Source organism: Sulfitobacter sp. M39 (assembly GCF_021735935.1).
Taxonomy (GTDB): domain Bacteria; phylum Pseudomonadota; class Alphaproteobacteria; order Rhodobacterales; family Rhodobacteraceae; genus Sulfitobacter.
Genome location: NZ_WMDZ01000001.1, coordinates 1,934,054 through 1,953,792, shown reverse-complemented (window position 1 = coordinate 1,953,792; position 19,739 = coordinate 1,934,054). Strand labels below are relative to the sequence as shown.

Genomic DNA, 19,739 nt, shown 5'->3' with positions numbered 1-19,739 from the left:
AATGTAATGTGAAAGGCGTTTACATTGCCCGCCACCGCACCGGCCCGCAGCGTTCAGGGCCACCACACTCTGACCGAAAGGGAACTTGATGACACAGACCTATGCACCCACCTACACCGCACAACGCAGTTGGCTGGGCCGTACCGAGGACTTTCTTGACGACAAGGGCAAAGGGGCCTGGATCGCCGCCATGGTTGTCGGTTTCATTCTTTTCTGGCCGCTTGGCCTTGCCCTTCTTGCCTATATGATCTGGAGCAAACGCATGTTTAAATCTTCGTCTTGCAGCAAACGCGCCCGCCGTGGGTCTATCACCGGACGTTCAACCGGAAACGCCGCCTTTGATGCCTATAAGGCCGATACACTGGCCCGTCTGGAGGAAGAGCAGACCAATTTTGAAGCCTTCCTGAGCCGTCTGCGCGAAGCCAAGGACAAGGCAGAGTTCGACCAGTTCATGGCCGAAGGCTCCAAAAACGACGATGATACGCAAAAGGCCTAAGGCTGCGCGTTCAATCAACACCCCCTCCGCCTTGGCGGGGGGACCACAATTTTCAAGGGACAGGACATGATGACCCCCACCACCCCCGATCCATTCGACCAGCCTGAATTCTATAGCGGTATTCCGACCAAGCGGTTCATGGCTTGGGTTGTTGACGCCCTGCTGGTGCTGATCGCCAGCGTGTTGATACTGCCGTTCACCGCCTTCACCGGCCTGTTCTTTTTCCCGCTGCTGATGCTGATGGTGGGCTTTACCTACCGTGTCGCGACGCTTGCCAGCGGGTCGGCCACCTGGGGCATGCGCCTGTTCGGCATGGAGTTGCGCACGGCACGCGATGAACCGCTGGATCTGGCCTCGGCGTTTTTGCATACTTCGGGCTATACGGTCAGCGTTGCCATGATGCCTTTGCAGGTGATTTCGATTATTCTGATCTGTGCGACCTCGCGCCATCAGAGCCTGAGCGACGTGATCCTCGGCACAGTCCCGCTGAACCGTCGTGTCGAAAGCGTGAACTGACCCAAACTTGTGCTTGGCGCGCTTTGGACCAGTTGTTAGAATTTCCTCCGAACAACAACGGATTTTCATGCGCCATACACTTCCCATCGCTCCGCAGTTCTATGTGACTGCGCCCCAGCCCTGCCCGTATCTGGACGGCCGGATGGAACGTAAACTGTTCACCGCGCTGCAGGGCGACTCTGCGACCAAGCTGAATAACAGCCTGTCGGGGCAAGGCTTCCGGCGGTCGCAGAATGTACTGTATCGCCCGTCTTGCACGGATTGCGCGGCCTGTCTGTCGGCGCGCATCAACGTGGCCGACTTCACCCCCAGCAAAAGCCAGAAGCGCACGATCAAGCGCAACGCGGGGCTGACGCGGCGGGCGACGTCGCCTTGGGCCACGGAAGAGCAATACGACCTCTTCCGCACCTATCTTGACAGCCGCCATGCAGACGGTGGCATGGCCGATATGGATGTCTTTGAATTCGCCGCGATGATCGAGGAAACCCCGATCCGCAGCCGTGTGATCGAATATACCGATACCCAAACCCGCGAGCTGATTGGCGTCTGCCTGACAGATGTGCTCGATGACGGGGTGAGCATGGTCTATTCGTTCTATAGCCCTGACCGGCCCCGTGACGGGTTGGGCAACTACATCATCCTCGACCACATCGAAATCGCCCGTGCGGCGGGTCTGCCCTATGTGTATCTGGGTTACTGGGTGCCCGGCAGCCCCAAGATGGGATATAAGGCCAAATTCTCGGGGCTTGAGGTCTATATGGGCGGTGCGTGGCAGAAGATGCGCAACCCCGATGATTTCGAACCCGATCAGCATCCGCTGATCACCGACCCGATTGCCGAACAGGTGGCCAATATCGCCCTCCCCGATCTGAGCCCTACCAAAGGGTAAATCGTAACGCCGCGGCACATTGGACCGCTGTCACCCGCTGAAACGAAAAAGGCACCCCGCAGGGTGCCTTTTGTTTTTTTGGTGCCTAACCCCCGATCAGTTGGGGATCAGGTCCGGCACGATGGTCACGATGACCGGGAACATCCACAACAGCGCCAGTGCCCCGACCTGGATCAAGACGAAAGGAATGATCCCGCGGTAGATATGCGAGGTGGTGACGCTCGCCGGGGCGACGCCGCGCAGGTAGAAGAGCGCGAAGCCGAAGGGCGGTGTCAGGAACGACGTTTGCAGGTTCACCGCAATCATGATCGTCACCCACTTCGGGTCAAAGGTGCCGCCGTAGATCACCGGCCCGACAATCGGGATCACGATGTAGATGATCTCGAGGAAGTCGAGCACGAAGCCCAGCACAAAGAGCACTAGCATCACGATCAGGAAGACCGTCAGCTCGTTGTCGAAGCTTTTCAGCCACTGCTGGATGTAGTGTTCCCCACCAAAGGAGATCACCACAAGGTTCAGCAACTGCGACCCGATCAGGATGGTAAACACCATCGAGGTCACCTTGGCCGTCTCGCGGACCACGGGGCTCAGCACGCCCGAAGTATAGAGGATCCAGCACGAGAACAGCAGACCGAACACCGCGTATAGATACGCGCCGTAGGCAACGAAGAAGGCGAACCAGCTTTCGACGCTCACACCCTCTTGGTTGATGCGCAGGTCAAAGTTCACGCCGACAAGGATCGCGATCAGGATGGCCAGCGTGGACCAGATGATCACCTTGGGCGACCGGTCCATATCCTTGAGCTTGCGATAGGCGGCCAGCATGATCGCGCCACCTGCCCCCAAGGCCGCGGCGGGCGTCGGGTTGGTGATCCCGCCAAGGATCGACCCCAGTACCGCAACGATCAGGACCAGCGGCGGGAAGACCACGCGGATCAGCTCGTTACCGGCGCAAAGCTTCAGCGCATAGACCACACCATACATGACAGCCACGAAAGGCAGCGCCATCAGCAGCACCATCGTGCCCGAGGACGTGGCCGGACCGACCAGCAGGATATCGACCAGCACCGTCAGCACCAGTCCGATGCCACCGATGATCAGCGGCCGTTTGTCCGCCGAAGGAGCGACACCGCGACCGGTCGTCATGACCAGCGCCAGCAGGATCAGGATGATCGCGACACCGGTCCCGATGGGGGCGGCATTGGCAATCTTTTCAGCCTGCTTGGCGGCCAGGGCTTCTTCGGTCAGTTTTTCGCTGGCCTGTTGACCGCCCGCCGCCTCGATCGCGGCTTGCTCGGTCACCGCTTGATCCCAAGCGCTTTGCCCGTGCAGTTCGATCATCGCGGCCTGACAGGCCTCGCCTACATTGGTGCGCAGACTGGCACCCTGCCCGATATCGCTAAAGCTGGACACGACAGTCGACTGGCTGCCCACGATGCCAAGGTTGCCCAGAACAATCGTGCCTACGATCAGCAGCGCTGGCATGCCAAGGAACCAGGTAAAACCTTCGCCTCGCGTGATGGGTTCGGCATTGGTCGCCCCCATCGGCACGGCCGGAGCCTTTTCAGGGTTCAGCAACGCATAGACAAAGGCGTAAAGCGCATAAAGCAACGCCAGCATGATCCCCGGCAGCAACGCGGCCTGGAACAGCGTCCCCACAGACACAACCGCAGGCTGGCCAAGGTAGGTCAGCGCATCGGTACAGCCTACCGACGTCGCGCGCGCTTCTTGGGCGGCGGAGTATAGATCGCCCGCCAAAGTGCCCAGAAGGACGATAACGATAGAAGGCGGAATGATCTGGCCCAAAGTACCGGAGGCTGCGATGACACCTGTCGCGATTTCAGGCGAATAGTTGTTGCGCAACATGGTCGGCAGCGCCAGCAGCCCCATGGTTACAACCGTCGCGCCTACGATCCCGGTGGAGGCCGCAAGAAACGCGCCCACAACCACAATCGACACCGCCAAACCGCCGGGCAGCGGGCCAAAGACGCGCGCCATCGTGGTCAACAGGTCGTTCGCGATCTTCGACCGTTCAAGCGTGATGCCCATCAAAACGAACATCAGAACCGCCAGCAACGTTTCGATCGACTGCCCCGCGAGAACGCGTTCGTTCATACGGTTCACGATGAAGCTGACGTTCCGGTCCAGCGCGACTTCCCAGCCTTGGGGGAAGACAGATTCACCGATCAGCGGTAAATCGGGATAGCGGAATTTCGATACCGCGTCATTGGGAACGCCCGAGTTCACCAGATCGCGATAGGCTTGCGACGATTGATCAATCGCCTGATGCACCATCAGACCCGCACTATCGAGTGCGGCGATGATACCGAAAGAGATGATGCCAGCACCGCCGATGGCAAAGGCCACCGGGAAACCGGACAGGATGCCGCCAAAGAGGCAGGCAAAAACAATGATCAGGCCAATTTCGACCCCGTCGAGACCAAATAGCATGGGACGCCCCTTGAATTAATGTGTGCCCTCATAGGCTTCTTCGCCCTCGCCCAACGTATCGCGGTCGAGATATTTATCTTCGCTTTCAGGCCCTTCACGGAACTCTAACAAAGCGCGATAAAACACTGATATTGCTTGTAAGATCACCATTGCGCAGAAGGCGCACAGCAGGATCTTGAACAAGAAGTAGCCGTTGAACCCGTTGGGCGAAAAGCCGATGGTTTCCACGTTCCACTTGAGCAAGCGCGCCTTGCGCAGCAGCAGCTCTAACCGGTCAGAGGCCGATGGGTTCGGTGTCACCAGATGGCGCCACAGGAAGAACCAGCCATAAAGCCATGTGACAATCGCAAACGGGATCATGAAGAACAGCGCGCCGAACATGTCGATCACGCGCTTGGTGCGGAATTTTGCGCCGGCATAGAAGAGGTCAACGCGCACATGCCCGCCTTGTACAAAGGTGTAGGACACACAAAGACAGACGACCAACGCGTTGAAAAGCTTCAACTCTTCCGCGAACCAGCTGATGTCGAATTGCAGCGGAATACCAAAGCCGATAGAGATATCAGGCCGGGTGAAAATACGTTGCATGAAGACGATGATGATCTGTTGCAGCACCATCAAAAGCCCGGCCCAGGCAAAGAAACGCCCGGTGACATTGGCGAAGCCCTCAAGCCCGCGCACACAGCCCCACATAAAGCTGCGTTTCCAGATGCCGACAGCCGTGACAATCAGCAGCCCGACCAGCAAGACAAAGAACAGCTCTACCGAGGCACCGTAATAGATGAACCGCATCAAGGCTTCGCTATTGGACCAGTCCAGCCACATGGACGGGTTCAGCACCGCTGCAAAGAAATTGTAGAACGCTTCAAGTAGGTTGCCCAGAACAAAGCTGATCAGGTTGCCTTCTTGGAACTGGTCCAAGCAGCTGATCTTGGCTCCTTCCGCCGCGCGGAAAAATCCAGCGCATACTGCATCTTCTGCCATTGTTATCCCCCCTTCGCCCGCCCGGTTTCAGCGTGGGCTTGGTGCGAAAATAATCCTCGCTTTGCGCGCCCGTTTTCCGGATCGCAAAGTCGCGTGTGGGGCCGCCCAAAGGCAGCCCCCCTGTCATCCCGTGGGGATGGCTTACATTTTGCCCAGAACGCGCTGGCGCTGTTCGACATAGTAGGCGTCGGATTTGGACAGCCATTCAGCCGATGCGGACAGCGAGGATTCGAAGCTGTTGCGGATGTCGGCGAACAGGGAGTCGTCCATGTTCTCGTCCATAACCTCTTTGGAGGCCGCACCGAATGCATCCCAGACGTCATCGGGGAACTGCATGGTTTTCACGCCCTGCTGCTGCAGACGCGCCAAGGCGGCACCGTTGTTGGCCAGCGTTTCGGCCAGACCGGTGTGCGTGGTCGCCATCGACGCGTATTCGATGATCTTCTGCTGCGCCGGTGTCAGGTCGTTGAACACATCAAGGTTGACCGATGCGGTCAGGCCCGACCCTGGCTCGTGGAAACCAGCGGTATAGTAGATCTTGGCGACTTCCTGGAAGCCCGCGCGCTCATCCGCGAAGGGGCCAACCCACTCCAGCCCGTCAAGCGCGCCGGAGGACAGCGCCTGATACAGTTCGCCACCGGGGATGTTCTGAACGGACGCGCCCAGTTTACCCAGCACCTTGCCACCCAGACCGGGCATACGGAATTTCAGGCCGTTGAAGTCCGCGGCAGAGTTGATTTCCTTGCGGAACCAGCCACCGGACTGCGAACCGGAGTTACCGGCGAGGAACATCTTCATGTTGAAGATTTCACCGATCTGGTTGTGCAGGTCATGGCCGCCACCGTGCAGATACCAGTTGGTCAGCTCTTGCGCTGTGGCACCGAAAGGCACGGCGGTGAAATACGCCAGACCGGGGTGCTGGCCGATGAAGTAGTAGTCAGCCGCGTGATACATATCCGCCTGACCGGAGGAAACAGCGTCAAAGACCTCGAACGCGCCGACGAGTTCGCCCGGGGCTTTCTTTTCGATGGTCAACGTGCCGTCAGACATCTCGTTAACCATGTTGTTGAGGTAGGTCGCGGCGTCATCAAGCACGGCAAAGCCACGGGGCCATGCGGTGACCATTGTCAGCGTGCGTTTGCCTTGGGCGTACAGCGGTGCGGCCAGTGTCGATGCAGCGGCGGCAGACCCGCCAAGCGCGGATGTCTTCAGAAATGAACGACGGTCCATATTGGATACTCCTCCCGAGTTATATGAGGGTGCCCGCGCTTCATTTTGTGCGCGCGGGTCATTTCAAGTGTCGTTTACTCTACGCAAAAGCGGGACGTTGAAAATACCAACTACTACGTAGAGCACATATATTTACCGCCCAAATATGCGGCAAATGTTCCGCCACACCTGCCATATGTTGTGCATACACGCGTTTAGCGGGTGAATTGTGACCGCATCTAGCACTTTGATTCGCGTGGATTTCCCAGTATCAGCGCTGCATGCGCCGCCCGTCTTTCCTCATCGCCCCCACCTACGCCCAAAAGCTGACGCTCATCGCCTCTGTGCCGCTTGTGCTGGCGGTGACGGCGATTGCCTTTGTCGTGGCACTGCAGGCGCGCGCGGTGGCCGACCGCGAGATTTCAACGCTCGAGCAGCAGTTGCTGGACGCCAAGAAGGTCGAGCTGCGCAATTATGTGACGCAGGCGCGCAACGGGTTTTACTTTGTTTACGGGTCCGCCTCTCCTGATGACGGGGCAGCGAAATCGCAGGTGGCGCAGATCCTCGCGGCGATGATCTATGGCGAGGAAGGTCAGTTCTTTGTCTATGACTACGACGGCACCGCCCTTGTCAGCCCGCGCCAGACCGACCGGATCAACCGCAACTTTGCCGGCGAAACGGACAGCGACGGCACGCCCGTGGTGGACGAGCTGATCCGCATCGCACGTAATGGCGGCGGGTATCACACCTATATGTGGCCCAAACCCTCCACCGGAGAAAATGCGCAGATGATCACCTATGTGACGTCCTTCCCCAGCTGGCAGTGGGCCGTGGGCACCGGTGTGTTCATCGACGATGTCCTTGCCAGCGGGGCCAACGCCCGCGCCGACGTGCAGGCACGAGTAGAGCGGACATTCTTCTATATCGGCGTTATTACGGTGACCGCCCTGCTGCTGGTGTTTGGCACGGGCATGCTGGTCAACCTGCGCGAACGGCGGCTTGCGGACGCGAAGCTCAAAAAGTTGACCCAGCGGGTATTTGACGCCCAAGAGGAAGAGCGCGGCCGCGTGGCGCGCGAACTGCATGACGGCATTAGCCAGATCCTGGTGGGGGTGCGCTATGCGCTCGACAATGCGCGACGCCGGCTGGAAAGGGGCGACGCCCGCGCGGCAGAGCCATTGGGCAAAGGGATCGACAGCCTCGCGCAGGCGATATCGGAAGTGCGCCGCATCAGCCGCGACCTGCGCCCCAGTATCCTTGATGATCTGGGCCTTGGTCCCGCGCTGAAAACACTGGTCGAACAATTCGCCCTACGCACCGGTATTCAATGTCAGTTCGACACCGTGGTGTTCCGCAACCGGTTGGACGACGAGGCGAAGACCGCGCTCTACCGGATCGCGCAAGAGGCGCTGACCAATATCGAACGCCACGCCCGCGCCACCGAAGTCATCGTCGATCTGCGCGGTCACCGACAGGGCGCGACGCTGTCGATCTCGGACAACGGGCTGGGGCTGGCCAGAACACGCTCCACCGCCGGAGGGTTGGGCCTGCGCAATATGCAAGAGCGGATCGAGCAGCTAGACGGAACGCTGACCATGCAAACCTCTGCCCAAGGCGGCACCGAGATTACCGCCACCGTCCCGCTGACCCATATGCTGCGCCCGCCACCCATAGCCCTGCCCTAAGCTCTGACCGTTTCACATCCGCCGAAAGCTGCCCCATGCCCCTTACAGACACCCAGCCACCCGAGTTGATCAAAGTGATGATCGTGGACGATCACCCGATGGTCGCCGAAGGCATCCAGTCCATTCTTGAAAGTTATGATGACATCAATGTGGTCGGCTGCCTACCCAATGGCCGCGCCGCGATTGAGAGCGTCGCGGAACTGGACCCGGATGTGATCCTCATGGACCTCAACATGCCAGAGATCGGCGGGCTGTCCGCGACCGAGATCTTGCTGGAACGCCAGCCCGACACCCGCATCGTGATCCTGTCGATGCATGATAACCCCGAATATATCTCTTCGGCGCTGAGCCACGGCGCCATGGGGTATATCCTCAAGGATGTGCCGACAGACGAGATCAAGCTGGCGATCGATACGGTGATGCGCGGCGAACGGTATCTGTGCACCGGCGCGCAAGGCTCGCTTGAACCCAAGGACGCCGCGCGTGAATCCCTGACCGAACGCGAACAGACGATCCTGCTGCAACTGGCGCAGGGGAAATCCAACAAAGAGGTCGCGCAAACCTTGGATATCTCTGTGCGCACCGTCGAAACCCACCGCAAGAATATCAAGCGCAAGCTTGGCATCTCTTCCACCGCAGGGCTGACGCGCTATGCGATGGAACACGGCGTGCTGCAAGGAACCGGAGTGCGACTCTAGCTGATATCGGGCCAAGAAATGCGCTCGATTTTGCAAAAATTAGAAAATTCAGGATTTCGCGCAATAAATGAAAAGATTATTCGCATCTAGCGACACATTTATCGACAATAGGGCATTGACGCCCCTTTGTGGCGCTCATAATGTCCATGCACGCAATGAGGGGCCTTTGGCTATGACAGATCTAGCTTTGACAGATATCGTCGTCATTCTAAGACACACGCGCATGGGCCGGTAACGGCAGACCATAATAGTCACCATGCGCCCCCGTCAAAATCGGGGGCTTTTTTTTGCGCAACGTATTTTTTGATAAACCACCGCCTGACGGAGCACCAAGATGACACGTAAAATGACCGGAGCGAAGATGATCGTTCAAGCCCTGATTGATCAGGGTGTCGATACCGTATTTGGCTATCCCGGCGGCGCTGTCCTACCGATCTATGACGAGGTGTTCCAACAAAACAGCATCAAACACGTTTTGGTGCGCCACGAACAAGGGGCGGTCCATGCCGCCGAAGGCTATGCGCGCTCGACCGGCAAGCCGGGCGTTGTTCTTGTAACTTCGGGCCCCGGTGCCACCAATGCGGTGACCGGCCTGACGGATGCCTTGCTCGATTCCATTCCGCTGGTGGTCCTGACAGGTCAGGTGCCGACCTTCATGATCGGCTCTGACGCGTTTCAAGAGGCCGATACCGTGGGCATCACGCGCCCCTGCACCAAGCACAACTGGCTGGTGAAAGAGACCGACAAGCTGGGCGGCGTCCTGCACGAGGCTTTCCACGTGGCCACCAGCGGGCGCCCCGGCCCCGTTCTGGTCGACATCCCGAAAGACGTGCAATTCGCCACGGGGGAATACACGCCCAAGAAGCCGTCCACCTCGCATTACCAGCCGCCCGTCAAAGGCGACATGACCGAGATCACCGAACTGGTGGCCGCGATCGAATCCGCCAAACGCCCTGTCTTTTATACTGGCGGCGGCGTCATCAACTCGGGCCCTGCGGCGTCGCAACTGCTGCGCGAATTGGTCGAGGCGACAGGCTTTCCCATCACCTCTACCTTGATGGGGCTTGGCAGCTATCCGGCGTCGGGTGACAAATGGCTGGGGATGCTCGGGATGCATGGTCTTTACGAGGCAAACATGGCGATGCACGACTGCGATCTGATGATCAACATCGGCGCGCGCTTCGACGACCGGATCACCGGCGTCGTCGACATGTTCAGCCCGAAATCCAAGAAAGCGCATATCGACATCGACCCCTCGTCGATCAACAAGATCATCCGCGTGGACATCCCTATCGTCGGCGACGTGGGCCATGTGCTGGAAGACCTGCTGAAGGTCTGGAAATCGCGCGGCCGCAAGACAAACACCGAAGCCCTTGGCAAATGGTGGAAGAAGATCGAGGAATGGCGCAACGTTGACTGCCTCAAGTTCGAGCAAAAGGGCAAGATCATCAAACCACAATACGCGCTCTCGCGGCTTGAAGCGCTGACCAAAGGACGTGACCGCTATGTCACCACCGAAGTGGGCCAGCACCAGATGTGGGCCGCGCAATATCTTGGTTTCGAGGATCCGAACCGCTGGATGACCTCTGGTGGGCTGGGGACCATGGGCTATGGTTTCCCTGCGTCCATCGGCGTGCAGATGGCGCATCCTGACGCGTTGGTCATCAACGTCGCGGGCGAAGCGTCCTGGCTGATGAACATGCAGGAGATGGGCACCGCGATGCAATACGGTCTGCCGGTGAAACAGTTCATCCTGAACAACGAACGCTTAGGCATGGTCCGCCAGTGGCAAGAGCTGCTGCATGGCGAGCGCTATTCCCAAAGCTGGTCTGAATCCCTGCCCGATTTCGTCAAGCTGGCCGAAGCCTTCGGGGCCAAGGGGATCATCTGTTCGGACCCCGACGATCTGGACGACGCGATCATGGAGATGCTCGATTATGACGGTCCGGTGATCTTTGACTGTCTGGTCGAAAAACACGAAAACTGTTTCCCGATGATCCCGTCGGGCAAGGCGCATAACGACATGATGCTGGCCGGTGTCGATACGCAAGGTGTGATTGACGCCAAGGGATCGGTCTTGGTCTAAGCCGCCAACGGCACAAGGAAACACATCGGCGCGGGGTCGCGCGCCGAGATTGAACAAATCTTAGAAGGACAGTGTCATGTCAGCCCTAAAGATCAAAAAAGGCTCCAACAGCCATTCCGCCTATAACCTACGTCCCAATTTCTCGGATGTGATCGAACGCCACACGCTGGCCGTATTGGTTGAAAACGAACCCGGTGTGCTGGCGCGCGTCATTGGTCTGTTTTCGGGCCGTGGCTATAATATCGACAGCCTCACCGTGGCAGAGGTCGACCACACAGGTCACCTCAGCCGCATCACCATCGTCACCTCGGGCACGCCGCAGGTGATCGAGCAGATCAAGGCGCAGCTGGGGCGGATTGTGCCGGTACACGAGGTGCATGACCTGACCGTCGAAGGCCCCGTGGTCGAGCGTGAGCTTGCGATGTTCAAGGTCAATGGCACCGGCGATAAACGTGTCGAAGCCCTGCGTCTGGCGGATATCTTCCGCGCCAACGTTGTCGATAGCACCTTGGAAACATTCGTATTCGAGATCACCGGCGCGCCCGAGAAGATTGACGCATTTGCCGAATTGATGCGCCCCTTGGGGCTGGTGTCAGTGGCACGTACGGGTGTGGCAGCCCTGTCGCGCGGCGACTGATACGCCGAGGTGGCAGGTTGACGTCTGGCCGGCTTCGGCCGGACTAGGCCTGACCGCGATGGCGGAACTCTACCGGCGGGGCGGCTTTTGGGCGGAATGGAAGCACCTCGCCGCCTGTTTGCTTTCGCGTAATGCCGGCGGAATGGCGCAGCAGTTTGTTCGGCAAATCAGCGTCCGCCTTGGATCGCACGACCTTGGGGTTAAGCGCTTTGCGCAATTTGGCCTCGTGGTAGACATCGAACTGGACCAGATCACCAGCATCGAAGCAGCTTGTCGTCTGGTTCACTGTCGCGGGGTCACCCTGGAAATATGCAAGGTCGCCGTGATCCTCGCACCAGAACACAGCTTTGTTGGCTCGGGCATCGCTCCAAAGTACCACACCGTACATTTAACTGTTCCTTCCAGATGCTTGCAGACATGAGAGATAATCATGTCATTTTTACAAATTGTCGATTTTTTTACGAAATCAATTTGTGTCGCGCGCACCCAAAATTGACGCTGAATAGCGTCACTACACAGCCGTATATTGCAAATCTCCTTGCAAATTCGTTCAAAGGTTGTGAAGTTTAGTTCAATTAATTTTAACGGACTGATTTCATGACGAACCCCGCCGATATCAGGACAATTTTCGGGTCAAATTTAAAAAAACTTTCAGTAGGTTACCCCTCCATCACCTACCTCGCGCAGGAACTGGGGATCAATCGCACACAGTTCAATCGATATCTATCGGGGGAAAGCTTTCCGCGCCCCGATATTCTGGACCGGATGTGCAAGTTTTTCGACGTTGATGCGCGTGTCCTTCTGGAGCCCTTGGAAGAGATCAAGAAGATCGAACCCACCCCGCCGGATTTCATGGGCGACTTCATCGTTTCGGGCGCGCTGGACCTGCCCGAAGCCACGTTTCCCAGCGGTTTCTACCGGTTCTCGCGTCGCAGTTTCCTTTACCCCGAGAAATTCGCCTTGGGATTGGTTATGGTGTTTCGCAGTGGCCGGCATACCTATCTGCGCGGCTACGAGGCCCCTCACGCTATGCGCATCCAAAGCCTGCCCACCCATTCGGAATTGCGCGAGTATCGCGGCGTGGTGCTGCAGCAGGAAGAAGGCATCGCCATTATCGCCTCGCGGCGCGGCGCGATGACCTCTTCGTTCAACTATCTGGGGCGGATCGCGTCGTTCAACAACAATTTTTGGGTCGGATATATCACCCGGACCGTGCCGGAAAATTCGATCGGGTTGCGAGCGACGCGGCTGGTTTATGAATACCTGCCGCAAACCCCGTCGGCCGTGTTGCAGGCCGCCCGCTTGAAGGGGCTGTGCGAGGCAAACGATCTTGAACCCTTTCACCGCCACCTCCTGCGTACCGAATTCGCCTTTGAATGACCGCTACGCCAGCTGCGGCGGGCGCATCTGGGGCCACTGCGTTGCCGCGTGCCATTGCTGCGCCAGTTGAAGCAGCGCCGTATCGCTTCCCCGCGGTCCGATCATCTGTAGCCCTGCCGGCAGCCCCGCCGCGCCGAAACCGGCGGGGATGTTGACGACAGGCAACCCCACCAGACCGGCGGGCACCACGACCTGCATCCAGCGGTGATAGGTATCCATGTCCCGTCCGGCGATCTGTGTCGGATGCACCTGATCCACGTCAAAGGGCCAAAGCTGCGCCGAAGGCAGCACCAGCACGTCAACCTCGTCAAACAGCGCGGTGACACGGCGATACCAATCCGACCGCGTCAGGCTGGCTTGCTGCACCTGCTGCCCCGTAAACCCGAGCCCGCGCTCGATCTCCCATTGGGCGGCGGGCTTGAGCTTGTCGCGGGTTTCCGGGTCGCGGTAGAGCGCGCCCAATCCGGCAGCAACGGCAAAAGACCGCAGCATGGTCCAGCTGTCCCACATCGCGTCTGCGTCAAAGGGGGCTGGCACATCGGTCACCTGATGCCCCAGAGCGGCCAGTTGATCCAGGGCCGCTTTGCTCACGTCCTCGATCCCGTCTTCATAGGCAAAGGCCCCGCCCCAATCGCCCAGCCACCCGATGCGTCGCGCGGGCGACGCGGTGTCCATCTGCGGCAAGCTCGGCGCGGGTGACAGGCCGAGGGGTTGTTTGGGGTCCTCTCCGGTCATCGTGTCCAGCAAGGCTGCCAGATCGCGGGGGCAGCGCGCCATCGGGCCTGCCATGCTCAGCTGATGCAGGAACATATCGCCCTCTGGCTCCGCCGGTACGGTGCCCCAGCTGGGGCGCATGCCGTAGACGTTGTTCCAGCCCGCGGGGTTGCGCAGGCTGCCCATCATGTCGGACCCGTCCGCGACGCTCAGCATCCCCGAGGCCAAGGCAGCCGCCGCCCCGCCCGAAGACCCGCCAGCCGACCTTGTCTGGTCATAGGGGTTCCGCGTTGGGCCATAGACGGGGTTGAACGTGTGGCTGCCAAGGCCGAATTCAGGCGTGTTCGACTTGCCGATGATGATGGCCCCCGCCGCGCGGATGCGGGCGACGAAAACGCTGTCCTTCTGGGCAATCGTATCGGCGAACAGCGGTGACCCCTTGGCGGTTGGCAAGCCCCTGGCATCGGATAAATCCTTGATCGCAATGGGAATACCGTGCAGCCATCCGACCCGCGGCGTGGCATCCGCCTTGTCGGCTTCGGCCAAAAGCTCGGCCCGCGGGCGCAGCGCGACGATGGCGTTGACCGCGCCGTTCACGGCGTCGATGCGCTCCAGCGTGGCCTCCATCAAAGCACGCGCCGTCAGGCTGCCGTTCGCCAAAGCCTCAGATTGGGCCAAGGCCCCGATGTCTAGTATGTTCATGGCCGAGCCCTCCGTTCGGGGTCATAGAACGGAAGGCGGCAGCGGGATGCAAGGGGTGCCGGCAAAACTGCTGCGCGCGACAAAGCCGCCCGTGCGAAGATGCCTGATATTTGGCCTTAGCCTTCTTGCGCCTCGGCGCGGGTCTTGCCCGACACGGCAAGTGCCAGCGCGGCCCCCATCAACCCGTCAAGGTCGCCATCCAGCACCCCTTTGGTATCCGAGGTTTCAAAGTTGGTGCGCAGGTCTTTTACCATCTGGTACGGTTGCAAGACGTAGGACCGGATCTGGTTTCCCCAGCCCGCGTCGCCCTTGTTTTCATGGGCCTCGTTGATGGCCGCATTGCGGCGGTCCAGCTCCATCTGATACAGCCGCGATTTCAGCGCCTTCATCGCGATGTCGCGGTTCTGGTGCTGCGATTTCTCAGAGCTGGTAACCACGATGCCGGTGGGGTGGTGCGTGATCCGGACGGCCGAGTCAGTGGTGTTTACGTGCTGACCACCGGCCCCCGAGGACCGATAGGTGTCGATGCGGATGTCACTGGGGTTGATGTCGATTTCGATATTGTCGTCTACCACCGGATACACCCAGATAGAGGTAAAGGACGTGTGCCGTTTAGCGGCGCTGTCAAAGGGGCTGATCCGCACCAGACGGTGCACACCGGATTCCGACTTGAGCCAGCCATAGGCATTCGGGCCGCTGATCTTGTAGGTCGCCGATTTGATCCCCGCCTCTTCACCGGCGCTTTCGGCTTGCAGTTCGACCTTATAGCCCTTTTTCTCGGCCCAACGGACATACATGCGCGACAGGATATTGGCCCAGTCACAGCTTTCGGTGCCGCCTGCCCCTGCGTTGATTTCAAGGAAGGTGTCATTACCGTCGGCCTCGCCGTTCAACAGCGCTTCCAGCTCTTTCTGGGCGGCTGTCTCGGCCAGCTTTTTCAACGCGGCCTCGGCCTCTGCGATGACTTCTTCGTCGCCTTCCATCTCGCCCAATTCGATCAGCTCGATGTTGTCTGCCAGCTCTTGCTTGATGCCCTCGTAGGTGGCGATGGAATCGACCAGCGCCTGACGGTCGCGCATCAGTTTTTGTGCCGCATCGGGATCATCCCACAGATTGGGGTCTTCGACACGGGCGTTGAATTCTTCCAGGCGGTATGGCGCGGTTTCGACGTCCAGACGCTGCGCCAACAGCTCCAGCGATTTGCTGATCTTATCCGCTGTGTTTTGTGCATCTGCGCGCATGGTATCCTGCCTTTAAATAGATCGCGGCCCCGAATAGCCGGGGCCGCGTTTCAAATAGACCAGCGCCGCAACTTGGGCAAGCGCTGTAGAATGGGGTCGAGCCTAGTACAACCCACCAGAGTTGATGCTGCCAAAGCTTGCCTTTGGCCCGACACGCGCCTTTTTACCGGTAGAGGTCGTGACCTCGCGCGCGCCGCCGCCGGCTTCTTCGACCAAAGGCAGATCCGCACCCATCGCAAAGCCGCCATCAAAGGTGATCCCGAACAGCGGCTCTTCGCCGTCACGGAAGTATTCGGCCACCACGTTGGGGCCTGCGGCGCTGTCAGACAGACGCGCACCGCTGAAGCGGTCGATCTTGATGAAGTGACCGCCGGGGGGCACTTCGAACGGGCCGCCGCCGTACTTCTTGATCGCTTCGCTCATGAACCGCTGGAACACAGGACCACACATCCCCGCCCCATAGGCGCGACGCCCCAGCGAGCGCGGGTTGTCGAAACCGATATAGCAGCCCGCCACGATGTTGCTTGAGAAGCCGACGAACCAGACGTCTTTGGCGTCGTTGGTGGTGCCGGTCTTGCCCGCGATTGGCACGGGCAGGTTCACCGCCCCACGCGCCGTCCCGCGATCCACGACGCCCTTCATCATCGATGTCAGCTGATAGGCCGTGATCGGGTCCATCACCCGTTCGCGGTTCGAGATGATGCGCGGCCCCACACCGGGGGCAAGCGTTTCAAGCTGGCAATCGTTGCAGATCCGCTGGTCGTGTTTGTAGACAGTGCGGCCATAGCGGTCCTGCACACGGTCCACCAGCGTCGGCTGCACCCGTTCGCCGCCATTGGCGAACATCGCATAGGCCGACACCATCTGGTAGAGCGTCGTTTCCTGCGAGCCAAGCGCGTTGGCCAGTACCGGCGACAGGTTGTCATAAACTCCGAACCGTTCGGCATAATCGCCAACGGTGTTCATCCCGACCTCTTGCGCCAGACGGATGGTCATGAGGTTCCGCGACTGTTCGATACCCGTCCGCAGGGGCGTCGGGCCGTAGAACTTGTTCGACGAGTTTCGCGGCCGCCACATGCCTTGGGGTGTGTTGATCTCGATCGGGGCATCCACGACGATGGTCGCAGGGGTATAGCCGCTGTCCAATGCCGCGGCATAGACAAAGGGTTTAAAGCTCGACCCCGGCTGACGTTTCGCCTGTGTGGCACGGTTGAACACCGACGCCTGATAGGAGAAACCGCCCTGCATCGCGATCACCCGCCCTGTGTTCACATCCATCGCGACAAAGCCGCCCTGCACTTCCGGGATTTGACGCAGGGTCCAACGGATGAACGACCCGTCACTATCCGCAGTCATGCGGCGCACCAGCACCACGTCGCCGACCTCAAGCAGGTCTGCGGGCACTTGGGCGCGGTTGCCGAGCTTGCCGTTTTCTAGACGTTTGCGCGCCCATTGGACATCCTTGGCAGGGATGAAATGACCGTCTGCGTCCTCATCCACGCCTTCGATCCCGATGCGGGCGGCGTCATTGGTCAGGCTCAGCACCACGGCGGGATACCACGGGTTTTCCAGATCAACGTCGCGGGGCACGCGGGTGTCCGACAGCGCCTCGCGCCAATCCGCCTCGGTGGTCAGCTTTTCGGGTGCGATCTTCTTGCCGGTGCCACGGTAGATACCGATGCCGCGATCATATTCCTCAAGCTGCTGCTGCAAGGATTGTGCGGCAATGGGCTGCATTTCGTTGTCGATGGTGGCACGCACGGTCAGACCGCCGGTAAAGAATTCGCCCTCGCCAAAGTTCTCGGACAGTTGGCGGCGGATTTCATCGGTAAAGTAATCGCGCGGCGGGAGTTCGGCCTTGAAGCTTTCAAAGTCCCCGTTCTGCACCGATCGCAGCGGCTGCGCGACCTCGGTCTCATAGACGGCGGGGGTGATGTAGCCGTTTTCCTTCATCTCGCGCAGCACGAAGTTCCGGCGTGCCAGCAACCGGTCCTTGCGGCGTACAGGGTGATAGTCCGACGGTGCTTTGGGCAACGAGGCAAGGAAAGCAGCCTCGTGAGGGGCGAGTTCCCCTAATGTCTTGTTGAAATAGGTCTGCGACGCAGCAGCCACACCGTAGGAGTTCTGACCCAAGAAGATCTCGTTCAGATAAAGTTCAAGGATCTTTTCCTTGGGCAGCGTTTCCTCAAGCCGTGCGGCGAGGATGATTTCCTTGATCTTGCGTTCGGCCCGACGGTCGCCGGACAGAAGAAAGTTCTTCATCACCTGCTGCGTGATGGTCGATGCACCGCGCACGTCCTTGCCCCGTGTGCGCACCGCATCTACCGCCGCCGCACCGATGCCGCGCAGGTCATAGCCTTCGTGGGTGTAGAAGTTCTTGTCTTCAGCCGAGATGAAGGCCTGCTTGATCAGCGGCGGGATCGTGTTGGCCGGCGCGAACAGGCGGCGTTCCTTGGCGAATTCGTCGATCAACCGCCCCTGCCCTGAATAAATCCGGCTGATCGTCGGGGGCGTGTATTGCGCAAGGGATTCGTGACTGGGCAGATCGCGGCCATACATCCAGAACACCGCGCCGATGGTCAGCGCGACCATACCGATGCTCATGGTGAGGGTGGTAAAAATACCCCCGAAGAAAGACAGGATCAAACGAAACACGGCTGGCAGTTCCTTGCAAGGAGGGTTGGTGACCCGTCTATACGCAACCCTGCGGGAATCGTCAAAACACGATGCAGTGGCCCTGTGCGGTAACCCGCGCAACACCTAGAGGGGGCGTTCGGGTCCGGTTTACTGGCGAATCAAGGGCTTGAGCGCGGCATCCGCATCGCGCCATGTTGTGATAGAATCCGCAATCGCCGACACCATCACGGCCCGCCAGATCGGGTCTCGCAAATTGGCCAGATCACGTTTCGAGCTAAGGAACCCGATTTCGATCAGGACCGACGGGATGTCAGCCGATTTCAGCACCGAAAAACCCGCGTTGCGCAGCGGGTGACGGTTCATCGGCCCGCCGGCGGCTTTCATCCCTTCAACCAGCACCTTGGCGGCGGCGACCGACCGTGGTTCTGTCTCTTGGCGGGCAAGATCAAGCAGCACGCTGGCGACCTCGTCATCCGATCCGGTCAGATCGGCCCCCGCGATAATATCGGCGCGGTTGTGGCGTGCGGCCAGATGATCGGTGGCGGTATCGCTGGCGTCGTCCGACAGCGTATAGACCGTCGCGCCCTTTGCCCCGCCGTGCTGCAGACTGTCCGCATGAAGCGAGATAAATAGATCGGCTTCGGCCTGATGCGCAATGGCGACGCGGGTTTCCAGTGCGACGAAATGATCCGTGTCGCGCGTCATCACCACATCGATCCCGTCGCGGACCAACGTGTCGCGCAGCGCTTGGGCAAAGGACAGCATCAGGTCTTTTTCCAGGATACCGTCTGTCTCTGCCCCCGGATCAACGCCCCCATGACCGGGGTCCAGCACCACGCGAAACGGCACCTCTTTCAGGTCGGCAACCGCTTTGGGCGGTGCGGCCAGCGCCATGGTCCACGCCGGATCGACGGGCGCACCGGCGGCGGCGGCAAATTCCTCGGGGGTGGCGGATTTCATCGCGATCTCAAGCGTGGCGTGGCCTGAGCCCTTGTTGACCGGCATCCCGATCTCGCGCGGGATCATCGGTTCGGCCAGATCCGCGACAAGCCGCGACCAACCGGGCTGGAACGGGCCAAAGCGCAGACCGGTAATCCGCCCGGGTTCAGGCAACAAGTCTTCGGTGTTTACACCGCTCCAGTCGGCCTCGCGGAAATCGACCACCAGCCGCGCCGGATCATCCAGCAAGAACACCCGAAACGGCACCCCTTGGCTGAGCCCCAGCGTCAGTGTCGTGCCCCCGAACCAACCATCAGAGATGGCGCTTTTGGCAGGGTCCACGCGCGCCAGCGCGGTCAGATCCTGCGCGGACGCTGGCAAGGACAGCGCGCAAACCGTTGCGATAATGGGAAGAATACGCATGCCTGTCACCGTTCTGCTCGGGGTGGTTGCGGCAGGTATAGCACCCCGCCGC

16 protein-coding genes are annotated in these 19,739 nt (G+C 59.7%); 8 read left to right on the top strand and 8 right to left on the bottom strand.

The genetic code is table 11. The annotated features are described in order from the left end of the window. The first annotated feature begins 88 nt into the window (after positions 1–88). The 3 genes from GLP43_RS09490 (at position 89) to GLP43_RS09480 (ending at position 1,901) form a co-directional block, all read left to right on the top strand. A complete protein-coding gene (locus GLP43_RS09490) occupies positions 89–496 on the top strand; it encodes a DUF2852 domain-containing protein (protein WP_237279119.1) in 408 nt (135 codons plus the stop codon). 69 nt (positions 497–565) lie between these two features. Continuing rightward, entirely contained in the window at positions 566–1,012 is a 447-nt protein-coding gene (locus GLP43_RS09485; protein WP_005853312.1) for an RDD family protein, read from the top strand. Between the two features lie 67 nt (positions 1,013–1,079). Further along, entirely contained in the window at positions 1,080–1,901 is an 822-nt protein-coding gene (locus tag GLP43_RS09480) for an arginyltransferase (protein ID WP_237279118.1), read from the top strand. Between the two features lie 96 nt (positions 1,902–1,997). Here GLP43_RS09480 and GLP43_RS09475 read toward each other — a convergent pair whose 3' ends face one another. From GLP43_RS09475 to GLP43_RS09465, 3 genes are all read right to left on the bottom strand, one after another. Further along, on the bottom strand, positions 1,998–4,352 hold the full coding sequence (locus GLP43_RS09475) for a TRAP transporter large permease (protein ID WP_237279117.1): 2,355 nt from the start codon (positions 4,350–4,352) through the stop codon (positions 1,998–2,000). A gap of 15 nt (positions 4,353–4,367) precedes the next feature. Then, entirely contained in the window at positions 4,368–5,336 is a 969-nt protein-coding gene (locus GLP43_RS09470) for a TRAP transporter small permease subunit (RefSeq protein ID WP_237279116.1), read from the bottom strand. A gap of 141 nt (positions 5,337–5,477) precedes the next feature. After that, positions 5,478–6,566: a TRAP transporter substrate-binding protein gene (locus GLP43_RS09465; RefSeq protein ID WP_005853304.1), complete on the bottom strand. Its 1,089-nt coding sequence runs from the start codon at positions 6,564–6,566 to the stop codon at positions 5,478–5,480. Positions 6,567–6,826: 260 nt separating this feature from the next. Here GLP43_RS09465 and GLP43_RS09460 point away from each other — a divergent pair, with 260 nt between their 5' ends. The 4 genes from GLP43_RS09460 to ilvN all read left to right on the top strand — a co-directional run bounded on the left by GLP43_RS09460 (position 6,827) and on the right by ilvN (position 11,651). Then, entirely contained in the window at positions 6,827–8,230 is a 1,404-nt protein-coding gene (locus tag GLP43_RS09460) for a cache domain-containing protein (protein ID WP_237279115.1), read from the top strand. A 35-nt stretch (positions 8,231–8,265) separates the two neighbouring features. Then, on the top strand, positions 8,266–8,928 hold the full coding sequence (locus GLP43_RS09455) for a response regulator transcription factor (RefSeq protein WP_237279114.1): 663 nt from the start codon (positions 8,266–8,268) through the stop codon (positions 8,926–8,928). A 334-nt stretch (positions 8,929–9,262) separates the two neighbouring features. Further along, positions 9,263–11,014 (top strand): acetolactate synthase 3 large subunit, encoded by a 1,752-nt coding sequence (locus tag GLP43_RS09450; protein ID WP_237279113.1) that lies wholly within the window; start codon positions 9,263–9,265, stop codon positions 11,012–11,014. 76 nt (positions 11,015–11,090) lie between these two features. Beyond that, the gene (gene ilvN, locus GLP43_RS09445) at positions 11,091–11,651 is read left to right on the top strand and encodes an acetolactate synthase small subunit (RefSeq protein WP_009826946.1); all 561 of its coding nucleotides are present in this window, start codon (positions 11,091–11,093) and stop codon (positions 11,649–11,651) included. A gap of 43 nt (positions 11,652–11,694) precedes the next feature. On the opposite strand, the gene GLP43_RS09440 is transcribed toward ilvN, so the two are convergent. Continuing rightward, entirely contained in the window at positions 11,695–12,039 is a 345-nt protein-coding gene (locus GLP43_RS09440; protein WP_237279112.1) for a hypothetical protein, read from the bottom strand. Positions 12,040–12,248: 209 nt separating this feature from the next. On the opposite strand from GLP43_RS09440, the gene GLP43_RS09435 reads away from it, so the two are divergent. Further along, positions 12,249–13,031 carry a helix-turn-helix domain-containing protein gene (locus tag GLP43_RS09435; protein ID WP_037944174.1) on the top strand — a complete coding sequence of 261 codons (783 nt, stop codon included), beginning with the start codon at positions 12,249–12,251 and terminating at the stop codon, positions 13,029–13,031. 3 nt (positions 13,032–13,034) lie between these two features. Here the strand turns inward: GLP43_RS09435 and GLP43_RS09430 are convergent, their stop codons facing one another. The 4 genes from GLP43_RS09430 to GLP43_RS09415 form a co-directional block, all read right to left on the bottom strand. After that, complete coding sequence (locus GLP43_RS09430; RefSeq protein WP_237279111.1) at positions 13,035–14,447, bottom strand: amidase; 1,413 nt, start codon at positions 14,445–14,447, stop codon at positions 13,035–13,037. Positions 14,448–14,563: 116 nt separating this feature from the next. Then, a complete protein-coding gene (gene prfB, locus GLP43_RS09425) occupies positions 14,564–15,688 on the bottom strand; it encodes a peptide chain release factor 2 (RefSeq protein ID WP_237279110.1) in 1,125 nt (374 codons plus the stop codon). A 102-nt stretch (positions 15,689–15,790) separates the two neighbouring features. Further along, positions 15,791–18,343, bottom strand: coding sequence for a penicillin-binding protein 1A (locus GLP43_RS09420; RefSeq protein ID WP_237279109.1), 2,553 nt, complete (start codon positions 18,341–18,343; stop codon positions 15,791–15,793). A gap of 129 nt (positions 18,344–18,472) precedes the next feature. Next, the gene (locus GLP43_RS09415) at positions 18,473–19,687 is read right to left on the bottom strand and encodes an N-acetylmuramoyl-L-alanine amidase (RefSeq protein WP_237279108.1); all 1,215 of its coding nucleotides are present in this window, start codon (positions 19,685–19,687) and stop codon (positions 18,473–18,475) included. Positions 19,688–19,739 lie beyond the last annotated feature (52 nt).